Genomic DNA, 22,967 nt, shown 5'->3' on the forward strand with positions numbered 1-22,967 from the left:
TTTTATTGCCCGCTGTTGTAAGATCGGGCGTTCTGTTTTTGGCACTCGTTCACGCATGCTCGATTTTTTCCGCAATCACAAACGCCTGATGATGTTCATGCTCATCCTCGTCATTGTGCCGGGGTTGGGTTTTGTGGGTATTCAAGGTTTCCGCGGCTTCTTTGACGAAAGTGCAAACGTCGCCAGCGTCAACGGCCACAAGATCACGCGCGCAGCGTACGACGACGCGATGCGTCAGCAGCTCGACCGCGCCCGTCAAATGCTCGGCGCGCAGTTCGACATGAAGTCGTTCGACACGCCGGCGCGCCGTCGCGAAATGCTCGACGGTTTGATCGAACAGCGTGTGCTGGCCGACGAAACACAGCGCCTGCATCTGACCGCATCTGACGACGCGGTACGCCGCGTACTCCTGAACGATCCGGTGATCTCATCGCTGAAGAATCCTGATGGTTCGATCGACGTCGACCGTTACAAGCAGTTGCTCGCGATGCAGGGCATGACGCCCGATCAATACGACGAACGTGTGCGTTACAGCCTCGCCACGCAGCAGTTGCCTGCCAGCATTCAAGGCAGTGCCTTCACGTCGAAGACCCTCGCACAGCATCTGACCGAGCTCGCCGAACAGCAGCGCGAAGTGCAGGGCATCGCATTCCATCCGCGTGACTACGCAGCGAAGGTGCAACCTACGGATGCGCAACTGCAAGCGTATTACGATGCGCATCGCAACGACTTTGCCACGCCGGCCACGGCAACGATCCAGTACCTTGTGCTGTCGCCGGCAACGTTGTCTGCTGCTGTTCAGCCGAGCGACGCCGACCTGAAAAAATACTACGACGACAACATCGCGCATTACCGCACGGACGGTCAGGTGCGGGCGAGCCACATTCTGATCTCCGCACCGAAAGATGCCAGCGCGCCAGACAAGGCCAAGGCGAAGCAGAAGGCCGAAGAGGTGCTCGCACAGGTCAAGGCGCATCCGGACCAGTTCGCGCAGATCGCGCAGCAGGATTCGCAGGATCCGGGTTCGGCGTCGAAGGGCGGCGACCTGGGTTACTTCGGGCGCGGCATGATCGCCGGCGGCCAGGCATTCGACGACGCCGTGTTCGGTCTCAAGAAAGACGAAATCAGCGGTATCGTGCAGACCGACTTCGGCTATCACATTGTCAAGGTGACGGACGTGAAGCCGGCAGTCACCAAGCCGTTCGACGAAGTGAAAGATCAGATCTCGAAAGACCTGAAGACGCAGCTGGCGAGCAAGGCATTCAGCGACGATTCGGAAGGCTTCACGTCGATCGTCTACGAGAAGGCGAAGAGCCTGCAACCTGCCGCCGACAAGTACAAGCTGCAACTGCAAACGGCCACGGTGACGCCGCAGCCGGATCCCAAGCTGCCGCCTGACAGCCCGCTGAGCAATGCGAAGTTCCTGGCTGCCGTGTTCGCAAACGATGCAGTCACCGCGCGCAACAACACGCAAGCGATCGACGTCGGCAGCAACACGCTGATCGCGGCGCGCGTGACCGATTACAAGGCTGCAGCCGTGCCGGCGCTCGACGCCATCAAGGACGCAGTGCGTCAGAAGGTGATCGCGGTTCAGTCGGACGAGGCCGCTCACAAGGACGGCATCGCGAAGCTGGCGGAGTTCGACAAGTCGAAGGCCACGACCGGCTTCTCGTCGCCGCTGAAGGTTTCGCGCAATGACGCGCAAGGCATTCCGCCGGCAGCATTGAGTGCAATCTACAAAGCGGACGCGCAAAAATTACCTGCCTACGTCGGTGTGGATCTCGGCGACGACGGCTATGCGATCTATCGCGTGAACGCGGTCGTTGCGGGTGCCCCGATCGATCCGCAGCGTTTGGCTGCTGCGCAGCAGCAGATTGCGCAAGTCGATGCGCAATCCGAGGCGGAGGCTTACGTCGAAGCACTGCGTGCCCGTTCGAAGGTGAAGTTCTACGGTTCGCTCGACAGCAGCAATGCGCAGGCGAACGGCGACTAAACGTCGGCGCGAGCGCGCAAGCAGGTAAAGCGCGCAGCACAAAAAAGCCCCGCAATTTTGCGGGGCTTTTTCATTTGACGAATGCAAGCACGTCAAACGGTTGGCTTAAGGGTGGCGTCTCATGCCGTCAGCCGCCTAGAGGCAAGCGCTGATCGAACTCGTGGCATCGCTGCCGGCAGCGCCCTTGGCGCGGAAGCCGACCCACGAGCCCGGGCCCGTGTAGGACGGCCTTATGACGGCGGCTGCGCCATCAGGCGGCTGCTGACCCGGCACATAGACATCCATTGCCTGATCGTTAGCCAGGATGTCTTGCGACACAACTTGCTGTTGCGAGCCATCGGCCCACTTTTGCGCGATGCACGTCGCGACAGCCTTCGGCGGTTGCTGGCTTTGACCCACGGATTGGACGCCAGCAGGCGGTTGAGCGGCGCTTGCAGAAATTGCCACGGTCAAAGCGATTAACGGTAAATATTTCACGTTATCTCCTCAAAAGTCGCTCAGAATCGAGCCGGGTGGCGCGGGATTACGAAAGTGTCAGAGCGACCTCATCGATCCGCGCTCCCCAATTACCGGACACAAGGTGTTCGCGAGTTTTTCAGTGCGGCGAACTTGTGCGAAGGAGTGGCTTGACAGCCGGCCACACGTTGTTGAGTAGCACTGGCTGTGCCTGCTGTGTGGGATGGATCTGGTCCGCCTGAAACATTTCCGGTTTGTCGGCAATGCCGGCCAGCAGGAAGGGCACCAACGGCACGCGCAATTGCTTCGAGAGTTCGCCGTACAGGCCGTGGAACTTTTGCGTGTACTCGGGGCCGTAATTGGGTGGCACATACATGCCAACCAGCACGACCTTCGCGTGGCCTTGTTGAGCCTGCTCGATGATCGTACGCAGATTGTCTTCGGTGGTGGAAAGCGGCACGCCGCGCAACGCATCGTTGGCGCCGAGTTCGACGATCACGATACTCGGCTTGAGGCGCTGCAGGAGCGCCGGCAAGCGGGCCCGGCCGCCGCTTGTGGTGTCGCCGCTGATGCTCGCGTTGGCGACGCTATAATCGATTTGCTCATCGGTCAGGCGCTGGCGCAGCAAGGCAACCCAGCCGGTGTCACGGGGCAAGCCGTACTCGGCCGAGATGCTGTCGCCGAGCACGACGATGACCGGCCTGGCCTGTTCGGGCGCGTTGGCCGCATGGGCTGGGAAGGGCAGCGAAAACAGGGTTGCGGCCAGCACGGCCGAGCCGAATGCAGTAGTCAGCGCCGCCGCGCGAGGCGCCACGGCGCGCACTTTCAACCTACGCTTCACCATGCTAAACAAAACTGATCCAGTCATTGAAGTGCGGGGTTTGTGCAAGAAGGTTAAGGATGCAACCGGTGAGCTGACGATTCTCGAGGACATCGATCTTGCTATCGATGCCGGCAGCAGTGTGGCGATCGTCGGCGCATCCGGGTCCGGCAAGTCTACGCTGCTCGGCTTGCTCGCAGGATTGGACAGCGCGAGCTCGGGCTCGGTTCGGCTGCTCGGCCGCGAACTCACCGAACTGAGCGAAGACGAACGCGCCGCGCTGCGCTGCGGCTCGGTCGGTTTCGTGTTCCAGTCGTTTCAACTGATGCCACATTTAACGGCGCTCGAAAACGTCACCTTGCCGCTCGAACTGCAAGGCGGCATCGGTACGCGCGAAGCTGCGGCGCGCGCGCGCGGATTGCTGGAGCAGGTGGGACTCGATAAGCGCACTGGGCACTATCCGAAGCTGCTGTCGGGCGGCGAGCAGCAGCGGGTTGCGCTTGCCCGCGCGTTTGTTACGCATCCGGCGATCCTGTTCGCCGACGAGCCGACTGGCAGCCTCGATGCAGCGACCGGTCACGCGGTGATCGATTTGATGTTCGAGATGAATCGCGCGAACGGCGCCACGTTGATCCTCGTCACGCACGACATCGAGCTGGCGCGCCGCTGTGATACGACGGTGACGATCGAAGCGGGGCGTCTGGCCTGAAAACGCGCTGCGCGCCGTTTAAACCGTCTACCGTCATCGAGCCAAAAAAAAGCGGACCGCAAAGGTCCGCTTTTTCATTTCAGCTTCTTTAACGCTTTACCGCTTCAAGGCAGCACGCGCCCGTGCGATCAACGCCGACGTCGACGAGTCATGCTTCTTCTCATCGACGCTTGCCGCCGTCAGATCCGCCTCGACGACCTTGCCGAGAATCTTGCCCAGTTCGACGCCCCACTGATCGAACGGATTGATGTCCCACACCGACGCCTGCACCAGCACCTTGTGCTCATACAACGCGATCAATGCGCCGAGCGAACGCGCGGTGAGTGCATCGACCAGCAGTGTGCTCGTCGGACGGTTGCCCGGAAACACCAGGTGCGGCGCCAGTTCCGGCTTGTCCGCACCGGCGACCTTCTTCGCTTCGTCCAGCGTGCGGCCCAGCATCAGCGCTTCGCTTTGCGCGAAGCAGTTCGCCAGCAGCTTCGGATGATGGCTGACAAGCGGATGCTCCGGCGTCAGCACGGCGATGAAGTCGATCGGCACGATGGTCGGACCCTGGTGCAGCATCTGGAAGAACGCATGCTGCCCGTTCGTGCCCGGTTCACCCCACGTCACGGCGGCGGTCGGATAGTCGACCATCACGCCATCCAGGCGCGCCGACTTGCCGTTGCTTTCCATTTCGAGCTGTTGCAGATACGACGGCAGGAAATGCAGCGCTTCCGAATACGGCGCGACCAGATAGCTTTGCGAGCCGAAAAAGTTGCGATACCAGATGCCGATCATGCCGAGCAGCACCGGCAGATTCTTCTCAAGCGGTGCGTCGCGGAAATGCTGGTCCATCTCGTTGGCGCCGGCCAGCAGTTCGCCGAACTGTTGCGGGCCGATCGCGATCATGATCGACAGACCCACTGCCGACCACAACGAGTAACGCCCGCCGACCCAGTCCCACATCTCGAACACGTTCTCTTTCGCGATGCCGAACTTGACCACCTCAGCCGGGTTCGCCGACACGCCGACGAAGTGCTTCGCCAGCGCGCTTTCCGGGCAACCTTTCGCGACGAACCAGTCGCGCAACGAGCGCGCATTGGTCATCGTTTCGAGCGTCGTGAAAGTCTTGGAGACGATGATCGCGAGCGTCTCTTCGGGATCGATCATTTGCATCACGTTATACAGATCCGCGCCGTCCACGTTCGACACGAAGTGCGTGGTGATCTCCGGCGTGGCCAGATGATGCAGTGCGTGCACGACCATCTTCGGCCCGAGGTCCGAGCCGCCGATGCCGATGTTCACGACGTAGCGAATCCGCTTGCCGGTGTAGCCGGTCCACTCGCCGCTGCGCACCTTGTCGGCGAACGCGGCCATCTTGGCGCGTTCGGCCAGGATCTGCGCATGGAACGGTGCTTTGGGATCGGTGGCGCGCAGCGCGGTGTGCAATGCGGCGCGGCCTTCGGTCGGGTTGACGACTTCGCCCGCGAACATCGCGTCGCGGCGTTTCTCGACGCCGGCTTCGTGCGCGAGTTGCACCAGCAGTTTCAGCGTTTCGTCGGTGATGCGGTTCTTCGAAAAATCGGCCGCGAGACCGCCGCCCGCGAACGCAAAGCGCTCAGCACGGGTAGGGGCGGGATCGTTCTCGGGGGCGAACCAGTCGCGCATGTGCGCATCGCGAATCTTCTCGTAATGCGTTTGCAGCGAGGACCAGGAGGGGAGCGAGTTCTGCGTCATAGCGTCCGTCTAACGAAGGGGCACGAAGAATGGCACGCGCGTGAAGCGCTGCCGAGGATGAAGCAACGATGCTGTTAGAGCGATGCCGCGCGGCCGGGTTCGGGGCGGTTGCGGGGAAACGCCGCGAGCCAGTTTGGAGGTCGAACCGGCTCTCTGAAGTTTCGCTGCAACCCGCGATGAATCTGACGCACGGCGCAGTCGATCAGTATAACGGCGTTGTGTGACGGGCGGCAGCGGTTTGAGCGTCCCAGTCACACTGTGGGATGGGTGCGCTATTCAGCTGCTGGCGGATAGAACAGTCGGTTAAGCAAAGTCCGCACCATCGGCGCGAGTTCGCCCGCAGTCAAGCCGGCTGGGCCGTGGCCTTGCGCGCTCAGCGTATCGGCAGCGAGGCCGTGCAGGTAGACACCGGCCAGCGCGGCTTCGTAACGCGGCAGGTGTTGGGCGAGCAGTGCGCCGATGATACCGCCGAGCACGTCGCCCGTACCACCTGTCGCGAGCGCGGCATTGCCGGTCGGATTGATCGCGACGCGGCCGTCCGGCGCGGCGATGATCGTGCCCGTGCCTTTCAGCACGACCACGCCGGCAAAGCGCGCGGCCAGTGCCCGCGCTGCGGCGAGACGGTCGCGTTGCACGCTTGCCGCATCGGTGCCGAGCAGGCGCGCGGCCTCCAACGGATGCGGCGTGAGCACGCACGGATCGCCTTGTACGCCGCGCGCGGTGACTTCGGCCGCGAGCGACGGGTCAGTCGAAATCAGATTGAGGGCGTCGGCATCGAACAGTTTGGGCACGTCAAGCGGCAGCACGTCGTGCATGACACGCGTGGCGCGGTCGCGCAGACCCATGCCGCAGCCAACGGCGAGCGCGTCCATCTTGTCGAGCGGTAAATCGTCGATCGCATGCAGCATCAGTTCGGGATGCGGCGGATCGTAGGGCGGGGCGCCGTCACCGAGCAGGGCGACATGCACTTTACCCGCGCCGGTGTAGAGCGCTGCGCGCGAGGCGAGGATCGGCGCGCCGCACATGCCGGTGTCGCCGCCGACCACGGCGAGGCTGCCGAAAGTCCCCTTGTTGGTGGCGAAGTCGCGCGGTGGCAGGAAGGCGGCGAACAGCTCGGGCGCGTTGAGTTGCACGGCCGTGCGGCGGGTGCTGTCAACGCCGATCGGCGCTACCGTTACCGTGCCGGCGAGATCGCGGCCCTGTGCTGTGAAGAGGCCGGGTTTCGCGCCGATGAAGGTGATCGTGTGGGTAGCGTGGACCGCGGCACCATCGCTTCGGTCCCCGCCTTGCTCACGTCCGTCGCCGACTACCGTGCCGGTGTCGCTGTCGAGGCCGCTAGGCGTGTCGAGCGCCAGAACGCCGCCTCTTCTGGACTTTGCTTTCGTGCGTTGCGAGAGTTGGCGGGCGATGGTGGCAAAGATGCCTTCCAGGGGGCGGGTGAGGCCGATGCCGAACATGCCGTCCACCAGCCATGTGTAGCTTTCCAGCGAAGCCGGCGGTGTCGACGTAATGGCTACGCCTGCCGCGCGGGCGGTGTCGAGCGCCCAGCGGGCGTCGTCCGGCTTGACTTCAAGTGGCATGCACAGGTCTACGGCAATGCCGGCCTGGTGCAGCTCCGCGGCCATGATCAATGCGTCGCCGCCGTTGTTGCCCGGGCCTGCTACGACCCAGACCTTGTGCTTCGATTTTTCGGTCGACGTATCGCGGGTGATCCGTTCTTGCAGGTAGCTCGCGGCGGCTTTGCCGGCGCGGGACATCAGGGTGTGCGCAGGCACTGCCGCCGCGGCCTGGGTTTCAAGGATCCGCAGGTCGGTGAGCGTGAGCAGCGGCAACGCCCGGTTGCGCGGGCTGATTAAGGTCGGGAGCGTGGATTCGGGCACTGTCATGGCGAGGCTTGGCGTTCACCTTGGGCAAGGTGAAAAAGCTTAGGGAGCCACTATGGTAGTGCCGATAAGTGCCGGGCGGGCGCCCGCCATTTACTGGAATCGGTCCGCGCGCAGCGCAGCCAGGGTGTGCGCAGGGACGTCGGGGGTCTTGCCCGAGATCAGGTCGGCGACCAGTTTGCCCGCTCCGCATGCCAGGCCCCAGCCGGCAGGCCCGTGGCCGGCGTTCACGAACAGACGCGGATGAAGCGCGTTGCCGATCACCGGCAAACCGTCCGGCGACAGCAGTTTTACGCCTTCCCACGGCAGGGCGGCAGAGATCCGGGCCGCACCCGGGATCCAGTCGTGAGTCGCCTGGCCCAGTAGCGCCAGTGCTTCTTTCGTCAATGCCTCGCCCAGCGGTTTGTCGATCTGGCCCGCGCTTTGCAAAACTGCACCGCCCGCAATCCGCAGGCGATGATTCATGCGGCTGATCGTAATCCGTTTGATCGCGTCCACGATCGCGACGTGCGGTGCGCATTCCTCATGCGCAATCGGCGCCACCAGGTTATGCAGACGCAACGGATGCAGCGGCAGCCGCAGCCCCAGGCGTTCGAGCAGCGGCAGGCTGCCTTGCCCGGCGGCGACGACGATGGCGTCAGCGTTGATCACGTCGACTTCGCGTGAACGCGCTGCGGTAGAGTTGGCGCCCGGTCGTGGCGTCAGCTCCACCGAGGCGCGCTGACCCTCGAGGCGGATCGCCGAGACTTCGCAGCCCAGCATGAATTGCACACCGCCTTCTGTATCGAGGGTCTGCTTGATCAGTTTCGCGAAAAGCGGGCAGTTGGCCGTGCGCTCGTGGTCGAACAGCACGCCGCCGGTGAATTCAGGCTCGGTCCGCACGGAGTGCTCGTACGCGGCGCATTCGGCCGGTGTCAGCACGTGGTGCGGGACTTCGTATTCGCGCAGCAGATCGAGCGCAGTCTGTGTCTGTTGCCATTCCTGCTCGGAACGCACCAGGTAGAGCAGGCCGCTCGCCTGTTCGAACTCCAGTCCGAAGCGCGCTTCGATATCGGCCATCGCCTCACGCGACGCTTCAATCAGCGGACGCAGCCGTGCGTACTGCCGGCTGAACGCCTCAGGTTCCTGCAAAGCGGCTAGCTGCTTGACGAACTGGCGCGCCGGCCCGTTAAAGCCGGTCTTGCTGATCACGCCGTTTTTGGCGCCCTGGCGGCTCGCCATGAAGGTCGGGCCGAACCAGACGTCGAGCGGGGTCGGCAGCACGGTGCCGCCGTGCCCATAGGTCGCGCCTTGCGCGACCGTTGCGTGGCGCTCGACGACGCATACCCGGTGGCCGGCCGCGCGCAGTTGATAAGCGGTGGCGACGCCCACAATCCCGCCGCCAATGACGATGACATCCATGATCTGATTCGATTTGCCGGCGGGACGCCGAAATGCCGCGTTCCCGTTAAGCGTGGCATGCGGCGCGCTGCCCGGCATTGCTCAGGCCGCTCGCGCCGATCTGGTGAAAGGGCGAATGATAGCAGCCAAAACGATAGACCGGCCACGCAAACCCCGCCAAAACCCTGGTGCGACGCCCGTTGGAAGGCCGTTCCCGGGGTATAATCCCGGACTTCCTTTCCGCCTCACGTCGCCTTCACGCGCGACTCATCGGCATCATTAGCGACGCAACGTCAAGTCCATGGCCCACTTCTCGTGTTTCCCCGGCGCTTCGGCCCTTTCCGATTTCCGTCAAACCCGCCTGCTCGACACGCTTACGCGCATCGACGCCAACATCACCGGTGTGCGCGGGCAATATCTGCACTTCGTCAACGCGCAAACCCCTCTGTCCGCGGAAGACAACGCGAAGATCGAAGCGCTGATGCATTACGGCGATCCGCTCGAAGAAACCAAAGAGCGTGGCACGGTCGAAACGTTCCTCGTGGTGCCGCGCTTCGGCACGGTGTCGCCGTGGGCCAGCAAGGCAACCGATATTGCGCACCTCTGCGGTCTCACGCAGGTGCGCCGCATCGAGCGCGGCGTTGAATACACGGTGACGCTGAAAAGCGGTCTGCTGGGTGGCAAGAAGGCGCTCTCCGACGAAGCCCGCGCGGCCGTTGCCGCAGCGCTGCACGACCGCATGACCGAAAGCGTGTCGCCTTCGCGCGATCACGCGATGCATCTGTTCGACGAACTGCCGGCCAAGCCGCTGCAAACCGTCGACGTGTTGAGCAACGGTCGTGGCGCACTGGAAGCGGCGAACACGGAACTGGGCCTCGCGCTCGCCGACGACGAAATCGACTACCTTGTCGACGCCTTCACGAAACTCGGCCGCAACCCGACCGACGTCGAGCTGATGATGTTCGCGCAGGCCAACAGCGAACACTGCCGTCACAAGATCTTCAACGCGGATTGGACGATCGACGGCGAGAAGCAGGACATCTCGTTGTTCAACATGATTCGCAACACCGAGAAGCTGAACCCGCAGGGCACGATCGTCGCGTATTCGGACAACTCGGCGATCATGGCAGGCGGCGTGGCTGAGCGCTGGTTCCCGCGCACGCCGGTTGAGGCTGGCGAGAACGCGTTGCCCGAGCACTACCGTCGCCATGTTGAACTGACGCACACCTTGATGAAGGTGGAGACGCACAACCACCCAACCGCGATCTCGCCGTTCCCGGGTGCCTCGACCGGCTCAGGCGGCGAAATCCGCGACGAAGGCGCAACGGGCCGCGGTGCGCGTCCGAAGGCGGGTCTGGCGGGCTTCACGGTGTCGAATCTGGAATTGCCGGACGGCGTCGAAGCATGGGAAAACGCCCGTGATGCCGCGCAGCCGCTGGCACACCGGAATCCGGACGACAAGCACGAAGCGTATGGCCGTCCTGACCGCATCGCGTCACCGCTGCAAATCATGATCGACGGCCCGCTTGGCGGCGCCGCGTTCAACAACGAATTCGGCCGGCCGAATCTGGGTGGCTATTTCCGCGCGTATGAGCAGAACGTCGCGGGTCTGGTGCGCGGTTATCACAAGCCGATCATGATCGCCGGCGGCATCGGCAATATTTCCGATCAGCACACGCACAAGCACGATCTGCCGGAAGGCTCGCTGCTGATCCAGATCGGCGGCCCGGGTATGCGCATCGGCATGGGCGGCGGCGCCGCCAGTTCGATGGCGACCGGCACGAACACGGCCGAACTCGACTTCGACTCGGTCCAGCGTGGCAATCCGGAAATCGAGCGTCGTGCGCAGGAAGTGATCAATGCGTGCTGGCAACTCGGCGAGAAGAACCCGATTCTGAGCATCCATGACGTCGGCGCGGGCGGTCTGTCGAACGCGTTCCCGGAAGTGGTGGATGGCGCCAGCAAGGGCGCGATCTTCGATCTGCGCAAGATCCAGCTGGAAGAAAGCGGTTTGTCGCCGCGCGAAATCTGGTCGAACGAAGCGCAGGAGCGCTACGTGCTGGCCATCGCTCCGGCCGATCTGCCGGCCTTCGAAGCGATGTGCAAGCGCGAGCGCTGCCCGTTCGCGGTGGTCGGCACGGCCACGGCCGCGCGTCAGCTGAAGGTGATCGACTCCCAAGCGAATGACGACGCCGCGCACGAGCCGGTCGACATGCCGATGGAAGTGCTGCTCGGCAAGGCGCCGCGCATGCATCGCGACGTCAAACGCGTCGAGGCCAAACTTGAGCCGGTCGATGTCACCGGCATCGCGTTGTCGGAAGTCGCGGTCAGCGTGCTGCGTCACCCGACGGTTGCCAGCAAGTCGTTCCTGATCACGATCGGCGACCGCTCGGTGGGCGGCACGACCGCGCGCGACCAGATGGTCGGCCCGTGGCAAGTGCCGGTGGCCGACGTCGCCATCACGACGATGGACTACGCGGGCTTCCGCGGCGAAGCGATGACCATGGCCGAGCGCACGCCGCTCGCCGTGATCAACGCGCCGGCGTCGGGCCGCATGGCGGTCGGCGAGGCGGTCACCAACATCGCGGCGGCGCCGATCGCATCGCTCGAAAAGCTCAAGCTGTCGGCAAACTGGATGGCCGCATGCGGTGCAGCAGGCGAAGACGCCGCGCTGTACGACACGGTCAAGGCCATCGGCATGGAGCTGTGCCCGGCGCTGGGCATCAGCATTCCGGTCGGCAAGGATTCGCTGTCCATGCGCACCAAGTGGGAAGACCGTGGCGTTGCGAAGGAAGTGGTTGCGCCGGTCTCGCTGATCATCTCGGCATTCGCGCCGGTCGAAGACGTGCGTAAGCACCTCACGCCGCAACTGCGCCGCGCGAGCGAGGTGGGCGATTCCGTGCTGATCGCGATCGACCTCGGCCGCGCCAAGCATCGTCTGGGCGGCAGTATTCTCGCGCAAGTCATGCAGCAGGTTGGCGATACGGTGCCGGACGTCGACGATCCGGAAGATCTGAAGCGCTTCTTCACCGCGATCCAGTCGCTCAATAGCGACGGCAAGCTGCTCGCGTACCACGACCGTTCGGATGGCGGTCTGTGGGCGACGGTTTGCGAAATGGCGTTTGCGGGTCACGTCGGCGTGTCGCTGAACGTCGACATGCTCGTGCTCGATCCGAATCACGAATCCGATTACGGCGACGCGAAAGACTGGGCGAAGCAAACCAGCGGCCGCCGTGAAGACCGCACGATCCGCGCGCTCTTCACCGAGGAACTCGGCGCTGTGATTCAGGTGCGCGCAGCAGACCGCGACGCGGTGCTGGGCGCGTTGCGCGAACACGGTCTGTCGGCATGCTCGCACGTGATCGGCAAGACCAACGAGCGCGACACGATCGAAATCTATCGCGACGCGAAGAAGATTTACGACGCACCGCGTACCGAATTGCATCGCGCGTGGAGCGAAGTGAGCTGGCGTATTTCGCGTCTGCGCGACAACCCGGCTTGTGCCGATGCCGAATACGACGCGCTCTCCGACGCCGCCGATCCGGGCATCTCGCCGATCCTCACGTTCGATCCTTCTGAAGACGTCGCCGCACCATTTATTGGTAAAGGCGCACGCCCGCGTGTCGCGATCCTGCGTGAGCAGGGTGTGAACTCGCACCTCGAAACCGCCTATGCCTTCGATCGCGCCGGCTTCGACGCGCACGACGTCCACATGAGCGATCTGCTGGCCGGCCGTGCCAACCTGGCGGATTTCGCCGGAGCAGTGGCGTGCGGCGGCTTCTCGTACGGCGACACGCTGGGTGCCGGTGAAGGCTGGGCGAAGGCGATTCGCTTCAACTCGCAACTGGCCGATATGTTCGCCGCGTTCTTCGGCCGCGAAGACACGTTTGCACTCGGCATCTGCAACGGCTGCCAGATGATGAGCAGCCTCGCGTCGATGATTCCGGGCGCCGAAGCATGGCCGAAGTTCACGCGCAACAAGTCGGAGAAATTCGAAGCGCGCTTCTCGCTGGTCGAGGTGGAGGCTTCGCCGTCGATCTTCTTCGCCGGCATGGAAGGCTCACGCATTCCGGTGGCGATTGCGCATGGCGAAGGTTACGCGGACTTCTCGCAGCAAGGCGATGCGTCGAAGGTGGCCGTGGCGATGCGTTTCGTCGATCACCGTGGCGAGGCAACGGAGCAGTATCCGTTCAACCCGAACGGTTCGCCGGACGGCATCACGTCGGTCACCACGCCTGATGGCCGCTTCACGGTGCTGATGCCGCACACTGAGCGAGTGCATCGCGCGGTGCAGATGAGCTGGCATCCGGAAGGATGGGGCGAGGGCAGCACGGATGCAAGCCCGTGGCTGCGCGTGTTCCAGAACGCACGCCGCTGGTTGGGATGATAGTGGAAAACAAAAAACCGCCCGAGGGCGGTTTTTTATTCTGAAGCAGCAGGCAAAAACCGCTTACTGAATCTTCGCGTTCTTACGCAGACCTTCTTCGAACGCCTGCAGCTTTTCCTGCTGGATCTGCTGCACGATCTGCGGACGCACTTGTTCGAGCGGCGGCGGCGTGATGTCACGCACGTCGTCGACACGGATGATGTGCCAGCCGAATTGCGTATGCACCGGCGTGTCGGTCATCTGGCCTTTTTGCAGATGCGTCGCCGCGTCCGCGAATTCAGGCACGTAGGCCTTCGGGTCCGACCAGTCCAGGTCGCCGCCATTCTTGCCCGATCCCGGGTCCTTCGAGTATTGCTTGGCGAGGTCTTCGAAGCTTGCGCCGGCCTTGATCTTGGCGATCAGATCCTTCGCTTGCTGTTCGTTGTCCACCAGAATGTGGTGCAGGTGATATTCCTTGCCGCCCGCGTCCTTGATCAGCGCGTTGTAACGCGCGGTGACTTCGGCATCGGTCGGCGTGTTGTTTTTCACGAAGTCTTCGATCAGCGCGCGCAGCACGACGGTTTGCTGTGCAACGGCGATTTGTGCCTTGATGTCCGGGCGATTCGGCAGGCCGCGGCGCAGCGCTTCCTGCATCAGGATTTCGCGGTTCACCAGCTCTTCGCGCACGGCCATTTGCAGTTGCGGCGTGTCTTGCTGGCCTTGATGAACCAGTTGATCGATCAGTGCGTCGGCGCGTGCTTTCGGAATCGGCGTGCCGTTCACGACAGCGATGTTCTGCGCGAATGCAGGTGCGGCAGCGAATGCAGCCAGCAATACCCAAATGTGGGTTTTCTTCAAGGTCATCGAAAGGTTTCCTAGCGGGGCAACAAAGCAAATTCTTCGGGCGTATACGCCGTGATTGCAAGGGCGTGAATGCCGCGCTGCATGGCATCGGCCAGCGCATCATACACCATGCGATGCCGCGCCACGCGGGCTTTCCCGGCGAATGCGGCTGCTACGATCGTGACACTGAAATGACCGCCGGCGGAGGCGCCGGCGTGGCCTGCGTGCTGCGCGCTGTCATCCGTGATCTGGATCGAGGCGACCGGCGCGAGCGCGGCGGTGAGGCGCGCCTCGATCAGCGCGGCGCGCTCGGCCGTGGTGGCGTGCATGAAAGCATCGCTGGTCATGTCATTCTTCCTTCATATACTTCGATAGCCACAAACTCTGTCCGACGATGAATACCACGAGGCACCCGGTCGCGCCGAACAGCTTGAAATTGACCCACTGGTCGGTCGTGTAGTGATACGCGACGAACAGGTTAGCCAGTCCGAGCAGCACGAAGAAAATCGCCCAGACAATGTTCAGCTTGCCCCAGATCGTGTGCGGCAGCGTGATCTGCTTGCCCATCATCGCCTCGATCAGGTTCTTGTTGAAGGCCAGTTGCGAGACGACCAGCGCGACCGAAAACGCCCAGTACAACACGGTCGGCTTCCACTTGATAAAGGTATCGTTGTGCAGCACCAGCGTCGCGCCGCCGAAAACGGTGACGACGCCGAGGCTCACCCACAGCATCGGATCGACCTTGCGGTGGCGGAAGGCCACCCACGCGATTTGCACCAGCGTGGCAACGATCGCCACTGCCGTCGCCGTGAAAATGCCCCATATCTTGAAGGTGACGAAGAACAGGATGATCGGGAACAGATCGAACAGGAATTTCATTATCTGGTCGGGAATTCGGAGAGTGGGTCGGAGAAAGAGGGACGCGGCGCGAGGCGCCCGTGGTGGTTGGCTGCATGAACCCGCCGCCGCGGCTGATGAGCGGTGCTGGCCAGTGCTAGCTCCGCTCGTTGCCTGACTGCCGACGGTGGGTTGTCCGGTTCGCAAGCCGGATGAAGGGTGTCGCGGCCGGCGGGCGGGGGATGCTGCAAGCGTGCATGGATGCACGGATAGCCCGCCGGCCGGCAACGCGCCGAACTCCGCGCTGCGTTACTTGGGCTCGAATTGTAACGCAGCCGAATTGATGCAGTAACGCAGACCGGTCGGCGCCGGTCCGTCTTCGAACACGTGGCCCAGATGCGCGCCGCAGTTCTTGCACTGCACCTCGATGCGCAGCATGCCGTGCGTGCGGTCGGTTTTTTCCGCGATCACTTCGCCGTTGATCGGCTTGAAGTAGCTCGGCCAGCCGCAACCGGCGTCGAACTTGGTGTCCGATTCGAACAGTGGCGTGCCGCAGCAGACGCAGTCATAGATGCCGCGGTCCCAGTGGTCGTGGTAGCGGCCGGTGAAGGGGCGCTCGGTGGCTGCGTGGCGTGTCACCTGGTATTCGATGTTGGAGAGCTGTTTGCGCCATTCAGCGTCGTCTTTCTGCACGGCGGGGGCGTCAGTGTTGAGGTCGTCGGGCTTGTTCATGGTCGGGGTTCCTGTCTCGAGATTGTTTTGGGGGCTCGTCACGAAGAGCAACTCACTTCCAGCGAGCTGGCCCAATCCGGCGGCAGCCCCGCATACGCTTCGTTTTCCGGTTGCTCGTCGAACGGGCGGCGTAGCACCGCGGCCAAACGTTCCACTTCGGAGAAGTCCTTCTCTTTCGCTCGCCGGATTGCCGTTTCCGCCAGATGATTACGAAGTACGAATTTGGGGTTCACACGGTTCATTGCAATGGCGCGCGCGGCGTCGTCGCGTGTTTCTTCGGACAGGCGCGCGCGGTAGTCGTTCACCCACGCATCGAATGCGGCGCGGTCGAGGAACAGGTCGCGCACCGGTGCGTCGCCGCTCGCATCGTGTTTGGAAATGCGCGCCAGATTGCGGAAGGTCAGCGTGAAATCCGCACGGTTGGCGTGCATCACTTCGAACAGACGGTTGACCAGCGAAGCGTCGCCCGACGTATCGTCGCCGTCGCGCTCGGTTTCGAGGCCGAGCTTGGCGCGCATGCGTTTCTCCAGCGCCGGCGCGAAACGGTCCTTGAAGCCGCCGAGCACACGTTGCGCGTCTTCGATCGCCTTGTCGCCGCGCACGCTTTCCTCATGGTGTTCACCCAACAGCGGCAGCAGCCCTTGCGCGAGGCAAAAGAGGTTCCAGTACGCGATCTGCGGCTGCATCTTGTACGCGTAGCGGCCTTGCGAATCGGAGTGATTGCAGATGTAGCCGGCGTCGAAGCCGTCCATGAAACCGAACGGGCCGTAGTCGATCGTGAGACCGAGGATCGACATGTTGTCGGTATTCATCACGCCATGGCAGAAACCGACGGCTTGCCATTCGACCATGAGATCGGCCGTCGACATCACCGCCTCATTCAGCAGCGCGAGATACGGATCGTCGGCTTCGCGGCAATGCGGATAGAAGCGCTCGATCACGTGATCGGCGAGCGCACGCAGTGCATCGACGCGATCGTTCGAATAGAAATGCTCGAAGTGCCCGAAGCGCACGAAACTCGGCGCCACGCGTGTGACGACCGCTGCGGTTTCGACTTCCTCGCGGCGCACCGGCTGATCGGAGCCGATCACGCACAGCGCGCGGGTGGTCGGAATGCCGAGGTGATGCATCGCTTCCGAGCACAGATATTCGCGGATCGACGAACGCAGCACGGCGCGGCCATCGCCCATGCGCGAATAGGGCGTGCGGCCCGCGCCTTTGAGTTGCAGCTCGAAGCGTTGACCGTCGTGTTCGACTTCGCCGAGACCGAGCGCGCGACCGTCGCCGAGCTGGCCGGCCCACACGCCGAACTGATGCCCCGAATACACCGACGCATACGGCAGCGCTTCGGAAGGCCATTCACGCGTGGCGTTGCCGGAGAACAGTTCGGCGAAGCCCGGATCATTCTGGAGCCCGGGCTCTAAACCGAGCAGCGCAGCGGTTTCTTCGGAAAACCCGACCACGTACGGCGCACTAAGCGGCGCCGCCGGCAGGCGCGTCAGAAACGCGCTGCCGAGCTGTGCAAATGCGCTTTCGGGCGAGGTGATAAGTGCGTCGGAAAGAGCCGATAAAGGCCCGGATAACCCTACAATGCTTGGGGAAAACGACATATTGAGCGCCTCTGGATTAACCGATATTGTAAGTCCGCGCCCGCGGAGCTGCTGGCCGGCCCGTAGCCCGAGGTTTAGCCAGACACGCGCCTGCGTGCCGGGTGTCTCCTGCCGGAGCGCTCCTGCGCCGTTTCAGAGCGCGCCACGTGACCTACCGGAGCGTCGCTTGCGACTCACCGGAGCGCGCCGCGCGGCCCCCGAGCTGCAACCCCAATGACACACACAAGGCGAGGAGACCTCTCTTTATGACGACGCCGCTGCTTGGCCAGATGATGGACGTGCCGCTCACCGTGTCCTCGTTGCTCGCGCATGCCGCGCGGCATTTCGGCGATACGGAGATCGTGTCGCGGCGCATCGAAGGCGACGTGCATCGCTACACCTACCGCGACTGTGAAAAGCGCGCGAAGCAGCTGGCGCAGGCGCTGATCGCGCTCGGCGTCGAACCCGGCGAGCGGGTGGCCACGCTGGCCTGGAACGGCTACCGGCATCTGGAAGCGTATTACGGCACGACGGGCTTCGGCGCCGTGTGCCACACGATCAATCCGCGCCTCTTTCCTGATCAGATCGCCTACATCATCAACCACGCCGACGACGCTTACGTGCTGTTCGACACCACGTTCGCGCCGCTCGTCGATGCGCTCGCGCCGCAGTGCCCCAAGGTGCGCGGCTGGATCGCATTGGCCGACGAAGCGCATCTGCCGGCGATGCAAACGCCGGTACTGAGCTATGAAACGTTGCTAGACGCGCAGGACGGCAACTATGAGTGGCCGCCACTCGACGAACGTCAGGCGTCCTACCTCTGTTATACGTCGGGCACTACCGGCAACCCGAAAGGCGCGCTGTATTCGCATCGCTCGACGGTGCTGCATGCGCTCGGCGCGTCGTTGCCCGACGCGATGAGCCTGTCCGCGCGCGATTCCGTGCTGCCGGTCGTGCCGATGTTCCATGTGAACGCGTGGGGCATTCCGCACGCCGCGCCGCTGACCGGGGCGAAGCTGGTCTTTCCCGGCAAGGATCTCGACGGCAAATCGCTCTATGAGTTGATGGAAAGCGAACGTGTCACCTATTCGGCCGGCGTGCCGACCGTGTGGCTCGGCTTGCTTAACTACCTGCGTGAGGCGAAGGTGCGTTTCTCTTCGCTCAATCGCACGGTGATCGGCGGTTCAGCGTGTCCGCCGGCGATGCTGCGAGCCTTCGAGGACGAGTACGGCGTGCAGGTGATTCACGCATGGGGCATGACAGAAATGTCGCCGCTCGGCACCTTGTCGAAGCTGACGTGGGAACAGAGCCAGCGCTCGCTGCCGGAGCAGCGCAAATTGCTCGAGAAGCAGGGCCATGCGATCTACGGCGTCGATATGAAGATCGTCGGCGAAGACGGGCGCGATCTGCCGTGGGACGGTGTGGCGTTCGGAGATCTGCACGTGCGCGGACCCTGGGTGATCGACCGGTATTTCCGCAAGGACGATTCGCCGCTGGTGGACGGCTGGTTCCCCACCGGCGACGTCGCCACCATCGACCGGGACAGCTTCCTGCATATCACGGATCGCTCGAAAGACGTCATCAAATCCGGCGGCGAGTGGATCAGTTCGATCGACATCGAGAACGTCGCGATCGCGCATCCGGCGGTGGCCGAAGCCGCGTGCATCGCCTGCGCGCATCCAAAATGGACCGAGCGGCCGCTGCTGGTGATCGTCAAGCGGGCGGGTTTCGACGTGACGCGCGAGGAACTACTCGAGTTCTACGACGGCAAGGTCGCCAAATGGTGGATTCCCGACGACGTCGCCTTCGTCGACGAACTCCCGCACACGGCCACTGGCAAGCTGCAGAAACTCAAGCTGAGGGACATTTTCCGCGACCACATCCTGCCGTCCGCGCTCGAAGACGAAAGGGATTGCCCCCTTACTCCGCTCACCAGGGGAAACCCCGCCTAACGATAAATTGAACGAGCGTGCTTTTTTGTGTATTCTGCCTGCTGACCCCGGAAAAATCGGAAATAAAGTCGGACAATGAGTCGACTCGATGAACCGGACGGGCGGCGCGTGATGCGCCGCCTCATCGCATGGAGGCTGGCAGATGGCAGTGGACTACACAACTCATGACGGCGTGGCCGTCATCACGCTGAACAATCCCCCCGTAAACGGTCTCGGCCTCTCGACGCGAGCCGGTATCGTCGAAGGGATCGAGCGCGCGCAGAACGATCCGGCCATCAAGGCGATCGTGCTGACGGGCGCCGGCAAAGCCTTCTCGGGCGGCGCCGATATCACCGAATTCAACACGCCGAAGGCGACCCAGGAGCCGACGCTCGCCACGGTCATCAAGACCGTCGAAGGCAGCGCCAAGCCGGTTATCGCCGCGATTCACAGCGTCGCCATGGGCGGCGGCCTCGAACTGGCGCTCGGCGCGCATTACCGTATCGCCGCACCCGGCGCGCAGATCGCGCTGCCGGAAGTGAAGCTCGGCATCCTGCCGGGCGCGGGCGGCACGCAGCGTCTGCCGCGTGCAATCGGCCTTGAAGCCTCGCTCAACATGATCGTCTCCGGTGCGCCGGTGATGTCGGAGAAGCTGGCCGATTCGGGCCTGTTCGACGAAGTCGTGGAAGGCGATCTGGCTGAAGCGGCGCTCGCGTTTGCCCGCAAGGTCGGTGCGAAAGCGGGTCCGCATCCGAAGGTGCGCGACCGCAAGATCGAGCATCCGAATGCCGCGGGTTTCATCCAGTTCGCGCGCAATACGGTCGCGACGATGGCGAAGAATTTCCCGGCACCGCTGAAGTGCATCGACGCCGTGGAAGCGGGCGTGCAGAACGGTTTCGACAAGGGCCTCGCGTTCGAACGCGAATGCTTCATGGCACTTGTGCAGACACCAGAAAGCCACGCGCTGCGTCATGCGTTCTTCGGCGAACGTGCGGCAAGCAAGATTCCCGATGTGGCTTCCGATACGCCCGTTCGTGACATCAAGCAGGTGGCCGTGATCGGCGCAGGCACGATGGGCGGCGGCATCGCAATGAACTTCATCAACGCGGGCATTCCGGTCACGCTGCTGGAAACGAAGCAGGAAGCGCTTGACCGCGGCATCGCGACGATCCGCAAGAACTACGAAGCCACCGTCAAGAAAGGCAAGCTCAAGCCCGAAGCGCTGGAACAGCGCATGGCTTTGATCACGCCGACGCTCTCCTACGACGACCTGAAAAACGCCGACATGATCGTCGAAGCGGTGTTCGAGGAACTCGGCGTCAAGGAGCAGGTGTTCAAGCGTCTGGACGAAGTGGCGAAGCCCGGCGCGATCCTCGCGTCGAACACGTCGACTCTGGACGTCGACAAGATCGCCGCTTTCACGAAGCGTCCGCAGGACGTGGTCGGCATGCACTTCTTCAGCCCGGCCAACGTGATGAAGCTGCTCGAAGTCGTGCGCGGCAAGGAGACGGCGAAAGACGTGCTCGCCACCGTCATGAAGCTCGCGAAGAAGATCAAAAAGACCGCAGTGGTCTCGGGCGTCTGCGACGGCTTCATTGGCAACCGGATGATCGAGCAGTACATCCGGCAAGCGCTCTTCATGCTCGAAGAAGGTGCATTACCCGCTCAAGTGGACAAAGCCATCGAGAAGTTCGGCTTCGCGATGGGCCCGTTCCGTATGAGCGACCTGGCGGGTAACGACATCGGCTGGGCGATCCGCAAGCGCCGCTATCAGGAACATCCTGATATGCACTACTCGAAGATCGCCGACCGTCTGTGCGAGACGGGGCGCTTCGGCCAGAAGACCGGTGGCGGCTGGTACGACTACAAGGCGGGCGACCGCGCCGCGTATCCGTCGAAAGTGGTCGACGAGATGATTACGTCGTTCTCGAAAGAAGCCAACGCCGAGCGCCGCAAGATCAGCGACGAGGAAATCGTCGAGCGCCTCGTGTTCGCGCTCGTCAACGAAGGCGCGAAGATTCTCGAGGAAGGCATTGCGTCGAAGGCGTCCGACATCGATATGGTCTATCTGACCGGTTACGGCTTCCCGCTCTATCGCGGCGGCCCGATGCTGTACGCGGATACGGTTGGTCTGTACAACGTCGAGCGCGCGATTCGCCGCTATGCGTCGCGCCCGAATGGCGACGCCTGGCAATTGGCGCCGAGCATCGCGGAGCTCGCGGCGAAGGGCCGTGGGTTCAACGGTTGAAGGCTTGCCCGATCACCGTGTGAATGAAATGAGCGGCGTGGTGAAGACTGGAATGCGGGGCGTGTAAGCGCTGACGCTTCGACTCCATCACGCCGATGGGCCTTGCGAATGCAGCAGCGTGCAGCGGAGTGCGGCACGACGCGCCGCCGGCGCCGCACCGAAGTGCGGGGCGCCGCGGTGCACGAAGCGATCCGCAAGCGTCCACCATCAACATCTGGAAGCAGGAGACATGCATGACTGACGCCGTAATTGTATCGACCGCCCGTACGGGCCTCGCCAAATCGTGGCGCGGCGGTTTCAACATGACGCACGGTGCAACGCTCGGTGGCCATGCAACGCAGGCCGCTGTCGAGCGCGCGAAGGTGGATCCGGCGCGCATTGAAGACGTGATCATGGGCTGCGCGAATCCGGAAGGCGCGACGGGCGCCAACATCGCGCGGCAAATCGCACTGCGCGCCGGTTTGCCGGTCAGCGTGCCGGGCATGACGGTGAACCGTTTCTGCTCGTCGGGTTTGCAAACGATCGCACTGGCTGCACAACGCGTGATCGCCGGTGAGGGCGACGTGTTCGTCGCGGGTGGCGTGGAATCGATCTCGTGTGTGCAGAACGAGATGAACCGCCACATGGTGGCCGAAGGCTGGCTCAGCAAGAACAAGCCGGAAATCTACTGGTCGATGTTGCAGACCGCCGAGAACGTCGCGAAGCGCTATTCGATCTCGAAGGAACGTCAGGACGAATACGGCGTACGCTCGCAACAGCGTGCTGCAGCCGCACTCGAAGCCGGCAAGTTCAAGGACGAGATCGTGCCGTTGACGGTGCTTGCAGGTGTCGTCGATAAAGCGACCGGCCGTCTCTACACGAAAGAAGTGACCGTCAGCGCCGACGAAGGCATTCGTGCCGACACGACGCTCGAAGGCGTGTCGAAGATCCGTACCGCGATGCCGGGCGGCGTGATCACCGCAGGCAACGCGAGCCAGTTCTCGGACGGCGCGTCGGCTTGTGTCGTGATGAACGCGAAAGTCGCGGAGCGCGAAGGTCTGCAACCGCTGGGCATTTTCCGCGGCTTTGCGGTGGCCGGTTGTGAGCCGGACGAGATGGGCATCGGCCCGGTGTTCGCTGTGCCGAAGCTGCTCAAGCAGGCCGGCCTGAAGGTCGAGGACATCGACCTGTGGGAGCTCAACGAAGCGTTCGCTGTGCAGGTGCTGTATTGCGCCGACAAGCTGGGCATTCCGCATGATCGCCTGAACGTGAACGGTGGCGCGATTGCGGTGGGTCATCCGTATGGCGTGTCCGGCGCGCGTTTGACCGGTCATGCGCTGATCGAAGGCAAGCGGCGCGGTGCGAAGCTGGTCGTCGTGACGATGTGTATCGGCGGCGGCCAGGGTGCGGCGGGCTTGTTCGAAGTGGTTTGATCCGGCGCGAGAGCGGGCTTGATTAAAAGCGGGTGTCGTGTGGTTCGGT

General features: G+C 63.1%; 16 protein-coding genes. 6 read left to right on the forward strand and 10 right to left on the reverse strand.

The genetic code is table 11. The features are described from left to right. The first annotated feature begins 55 nt into the window (after positions 1-55). Positions 56-1,993 carry a SurA N-terminal domain-containing protein gene (locus GNZ12_RS09620; protein ID WP_172310121.1) on the forward strand — a complete coding sequence of 646 codons (1,938 nt, stop codon included), beginning with the start codon at positions 56-58 and terminating at the stop codon, positions 1,991-1,993. Positions 1,994-2,128: 135 nt separating this feature from the next. Here GNZ12_RS09620 and GNZ12_RS09625 read toward each other — a convergent pair whose 3' ends face one another. Both GNZ12_RS09625 and GNZ12_RS09630 read right to left on the reverse strand, forming a co-directional pair. Further along, a complete protein-coding gene (locus GNZ12_RS09625; protein WP_172310122.1) occupies positions 2,129-2,470 on the reverse strand; it encodes a hypothetical protein in 342 nt (113 codons plus the stop codon). Between the two features lie 118 nt (positions 2,471-2,588). Next, a complete protein-coding gene (locus GNZ12_RS09630) occupies positions 2,589-3,293 on the reverse strand; it encodes an arylesterase (protein ID WP_172310123.1) in 705 nt (234 codons plus the stop codon). On the opposite strand from GNZ12_RS09630, the gene GNZ12_RS09635 reads away from it, so the two are divergent. Next, entirely contained in the window at positions 3,292-3,978 is a 687-nt protein-coding gene (locus tag GNZ12_RS09635) for an ABC transporter ATP-binding protein (protein ID WP_172310124.1), read from the forward strand. The genes GNZ12_RS09630 and GNZ12_RS09635 overlap by 2 nt on opposite strands. 96 nt (positions 3,979-4,074) lie before the next feature. Here the strand turns inward: GNZ12_RS09635 and pgi are convergent, their stop codons facing one another. The 3 genes from pgi to GNZ12_RS09650 form a co-directional block, all read right to left on the reverse strand. Then, the gene (gene pgi, locus GNZ12_RS09640; protein WP_172310125.1) at positions 4,075-5,697 is read right to left on the reverse strand and encodes a glucose-6-phosphate isomerase; all 1,623 of its coding nucleotides are present in this window, start codon (positions 5,695-5,697) and stop codon (positions 4,075-4,077) included. A 272-nt stretch (positions 5,698-5,969) separates the two neighbouring features. After that, positions 5,970-7,583 (reverse strand): NAD(P)H-hydrate dehydratase, encoded by a 1,614-nt coding sequence (locus tag GNZ12_RS09645; protein ID WP_172310126.1) that lies wholly within the window; start codon positions 7,581-7,583, stop codon positions 5,970-5,972. 90 nt (positions 7,584-7,673) lie between these two features. Next, positions 7,674-8,981: an FAD-dependent oxidoreductase gene (locus GNZ12_RS09650; protein WP_172310127.1), complete on the reverse strand. Its 1,308-nt coding sequence runs from the start codon at positions 8,979-8,981 to the stop codon at positions 7,674-7,676. 280 nt (positions 8,982-9,261) lie between these two features. Between GNZ12_RS09650 and purL the strand changes: the two genes are divergently transcribed. Next, the gene (gene purL, locus GNZ12_RS09655) at positions 9,262-13,347 is read left to right on the forward strand and encodes a phosphoribosylformylglycinamidine synthase (protein WP_172310128.1); all 4,086 of its coding nucleotides are present in this window, start codon (positions 9,262-9,264) and stop codon (positions 13,345-13,347) included. Positions 13,348-13,410: 63 nt separating this feature from the next. On the opposite strand, the gene GNZ12_RS09660 is transcribed toward purL, so the two are convergent. The 5 genes from GNZ12_RS09660 to GNZ12_RS09680 form a co-directional block, all read right to left on the reverse strand. Beyond that, entirely contained in the window at positions 13,411-14,190 is a 780-nt protein-coding gene (locus GNZ12_RS09660; protein ID WP_172310129.1) for a peptidylprolyl isomerase, read from the reverse strand. Between the two features lie 11 nt (positions 14,191-14,201). After that, entirely contained in the window at positions 14,202-14,516 is a 315-nt protein-coding gene (locus GNZ12_RS09665) for a BolA family protein (protein WP_064270191.1), read from the reverse strand. 1 nt (position 14,517) lies between these two features. After that, positions 14,518-15,048 carry a septation protein A gene (locus GNZ12_RS09670; RefSeq protein ID WP_172310130.1) on the reverse strand — a complete coding sequence of 177 codons (531 nt, stop codon included), beginning with the start codon at positions 15,046-15,048 and terminating at the stop codon, positions 14,518-14,520. Positions 15,049-15,315: 267 nt separating this feature from the next. Continuing rightward, positions 15,316-15,738, reverse strand: coding sequence for a peptide-methionine (R)-S-oxide reductase MsrB (msrB, locus tag GNZ12_RS09675; protein ID WP_172310131.1), 423 nt, complete (start codon positions 15,736-15,738; stop codon positions 15,316-15,318). 38 nt (positions 15,739-15,776) lie between these two features. Beyond that, positions 15,777-17,348 carry a protein adenylyltransferase SelO gene (locus GNZ12_RS09680; protein WP_172310132.1) on the reverse strand — a complete coding sequence of 524 codons (1,572 nt, stop codon included), beginning with the start codon at positions 17,346-17,348 and terminating at the stop codon, positions 15,777-15,779. A 245-nt stretch (positions 17,349-17,593) separates the two neighbouring features. Here GNZ12_RS09680 and GNZ12_RS09685 point away from each other — a divergent pair, with 245 nt between their 5' ends. The 3 genes from GNZ12_RS09685 to GNZ12_RS09695 all read left to right on the forward strand — a co-directional run bounded on the left by GNZ12_RS09685 (position 17,594) and on the right by GNZ12_RS09695 (position 22,918). Next, the gene (locus GNZ12_RS09685) at positions 17,594-19,279 is read left to right on the forward strand and encodes a 3-(methylthio)propionyl-CoA ligase (protein ID WP_172310133.1); all 1,686 of its coding nucleotides are present in this window, start codon (positions 17,594-17,596) and stop codon (positions 19,277-19,279) included. Between the two features lie 142 nt (positions 19,280-19,421). Then, positions 19,422-21,506: a 3-hydroxyacyl-CoA dehydrogenase NAD-binding domain-containing protein gene (locus tag GNZ12_RS09690; protein ID WP_172310134.1), complete on the forward strand. Its 2,085-nt coding sequence runs from the start codon at positions 19,422-19,424 to the stop codon at positions 21,504-21,506. A 233-nt stretch (positions 21,507-21,739) separates the two neighbouring features. Then, the gene (locus GNZ12_RS09695) at positions 21,740-22,918 is read left to right on the forward strand and encodes an acetyl-CoA C-acyltransferase (RefSeq protein ID WP_172310135.1); all 1,179 of its coding nucleotides are present in this window, start codon (positions 21,740-21,742) and stop codon (positions 22,916-22,918) included. The last annotated feature ends 49 nt before the right edge of the window (positions 22,919-22,967 follow it).

This window comes from Paraburkholderia solitsugae, from assembly GCF_013177695.1.
Taxonomy (GTDB): domain Bacteria; phylum Pseudomonadota; class Gammaproteobacteria; order Burkholderiales; family Burkholderiaceae; genus Paraburkholderia; species Paraburkholderia solitsugae.

Excerpts from the sequence above, each read along its gene's own strand:
- GNZ12_RS09620 (WP_172310121.1), top strand. The coding sequence starts at position 56 with ATGCTCGATTTTTTCCGCAATCACAAACGCCTGATGATGTTCATGCTC.
- GNZ12_RS09635 (WP_172310124.1), top strand. The coding sequence starts at position 3,292 with ATGCTAAACAAAACTGATCCAGTCATTGAAGTGCGGGGTTTGTGCAAG.
- GNZ12_RS09630 (WP_172310123.1), bottom strand. The coding sequence starts at position 3,293 with ATGGTGAAGCGTAGGTTGAAAGTGCGCGCCGTGGCGCCTCGCGCGGCG.
- pgi (WP_172310125.1), bottom strand. The coding sequence starts at position 5,697 with ATGACGCAGAACTCGCTCCCCTCCTGGTCCTCGCTGCAAACGCATTAC.
- GNZ12_RS09645 (WP_172310126.1), bottom strand. The coding sequence starts at position 7,583 with ATGACAGTGCCCGAATCCACGCTCCCGACCTTAATCAGCCCGCGCAAC.
- GNZ12_RS09650 (WP_172310127.1), bottom strand. The coding sequence starts at position 8,981 with ATGGATGTCATCGTCATTGGCGGCGGGATTGTGGGCGTCGCCACCGCT.
- purL (WP_172310128.1), top strand. The coding sequence starts at position 9,262 with ATGGCCCACTTCTCGTGTTTCCCCGGCGCTTCGGCCCTTTCCGATTTC.
- GNZ12_RS09660 (WP_172310129.1), bottom strand. The coding sequence starts at position 14,190 with ATGACCTTGAAGAAAACCCACATTTGGGTATTGCTGGCTGCATTCGCT.
- GNZ12_RS09665 (WP_064270191.1), bottom strand. The coding sequence starts at position 14,516 with ATGACCAGCGATGCTTTCATGCACGCCACCACGGCCGAGCGCGCCGCG.
- GNZ12_RS09670 (WP_172310130.1), bottom strand. The coding sequence starts at position 15,048 with ATGAAATTCCTGTTCGATCTGTTCCCGATCATCCTGTTCTTCGTCACC.
- msrB (WP_172310131.1), bottom strand. The coding sequence starts at position 15,738 with ATGAACAAGCCCGACGACCTCAACACTGACGCCCCCGCCGTGCAGAAA.
- GNZ12_RS09680 (WP_172310132.1), bottom strand. The coding sequence starts at position 17,348 with ATGTCGTTTTCCCCAAGCATTGTAGGGTTATCCGGGCCTTTATCGGCT.
- GNZ12_RS09685 (WP_172310133.1), top strand. The coding sequence starts at position 17,594 with ATGACGACGCCGCTGCTTGGCCAGATGATGGACGTGCCGCTCACCGTG.
- GNZ12_RS09690 (WP_172310134.1), top strand. The coding sequence starts at position 19,422 with ATGGCAGTGGACTACACAACTCATGACGGCGTGGCCGTCATCACGCTG.
- GNZ12_RS09695 (WP_172310135.1), top strand. The coding sequence starts at position 21,740 with ATGACTGACGCCGTAATTGTATCGACCGCCCGTACGGGCCTCGCCAAA.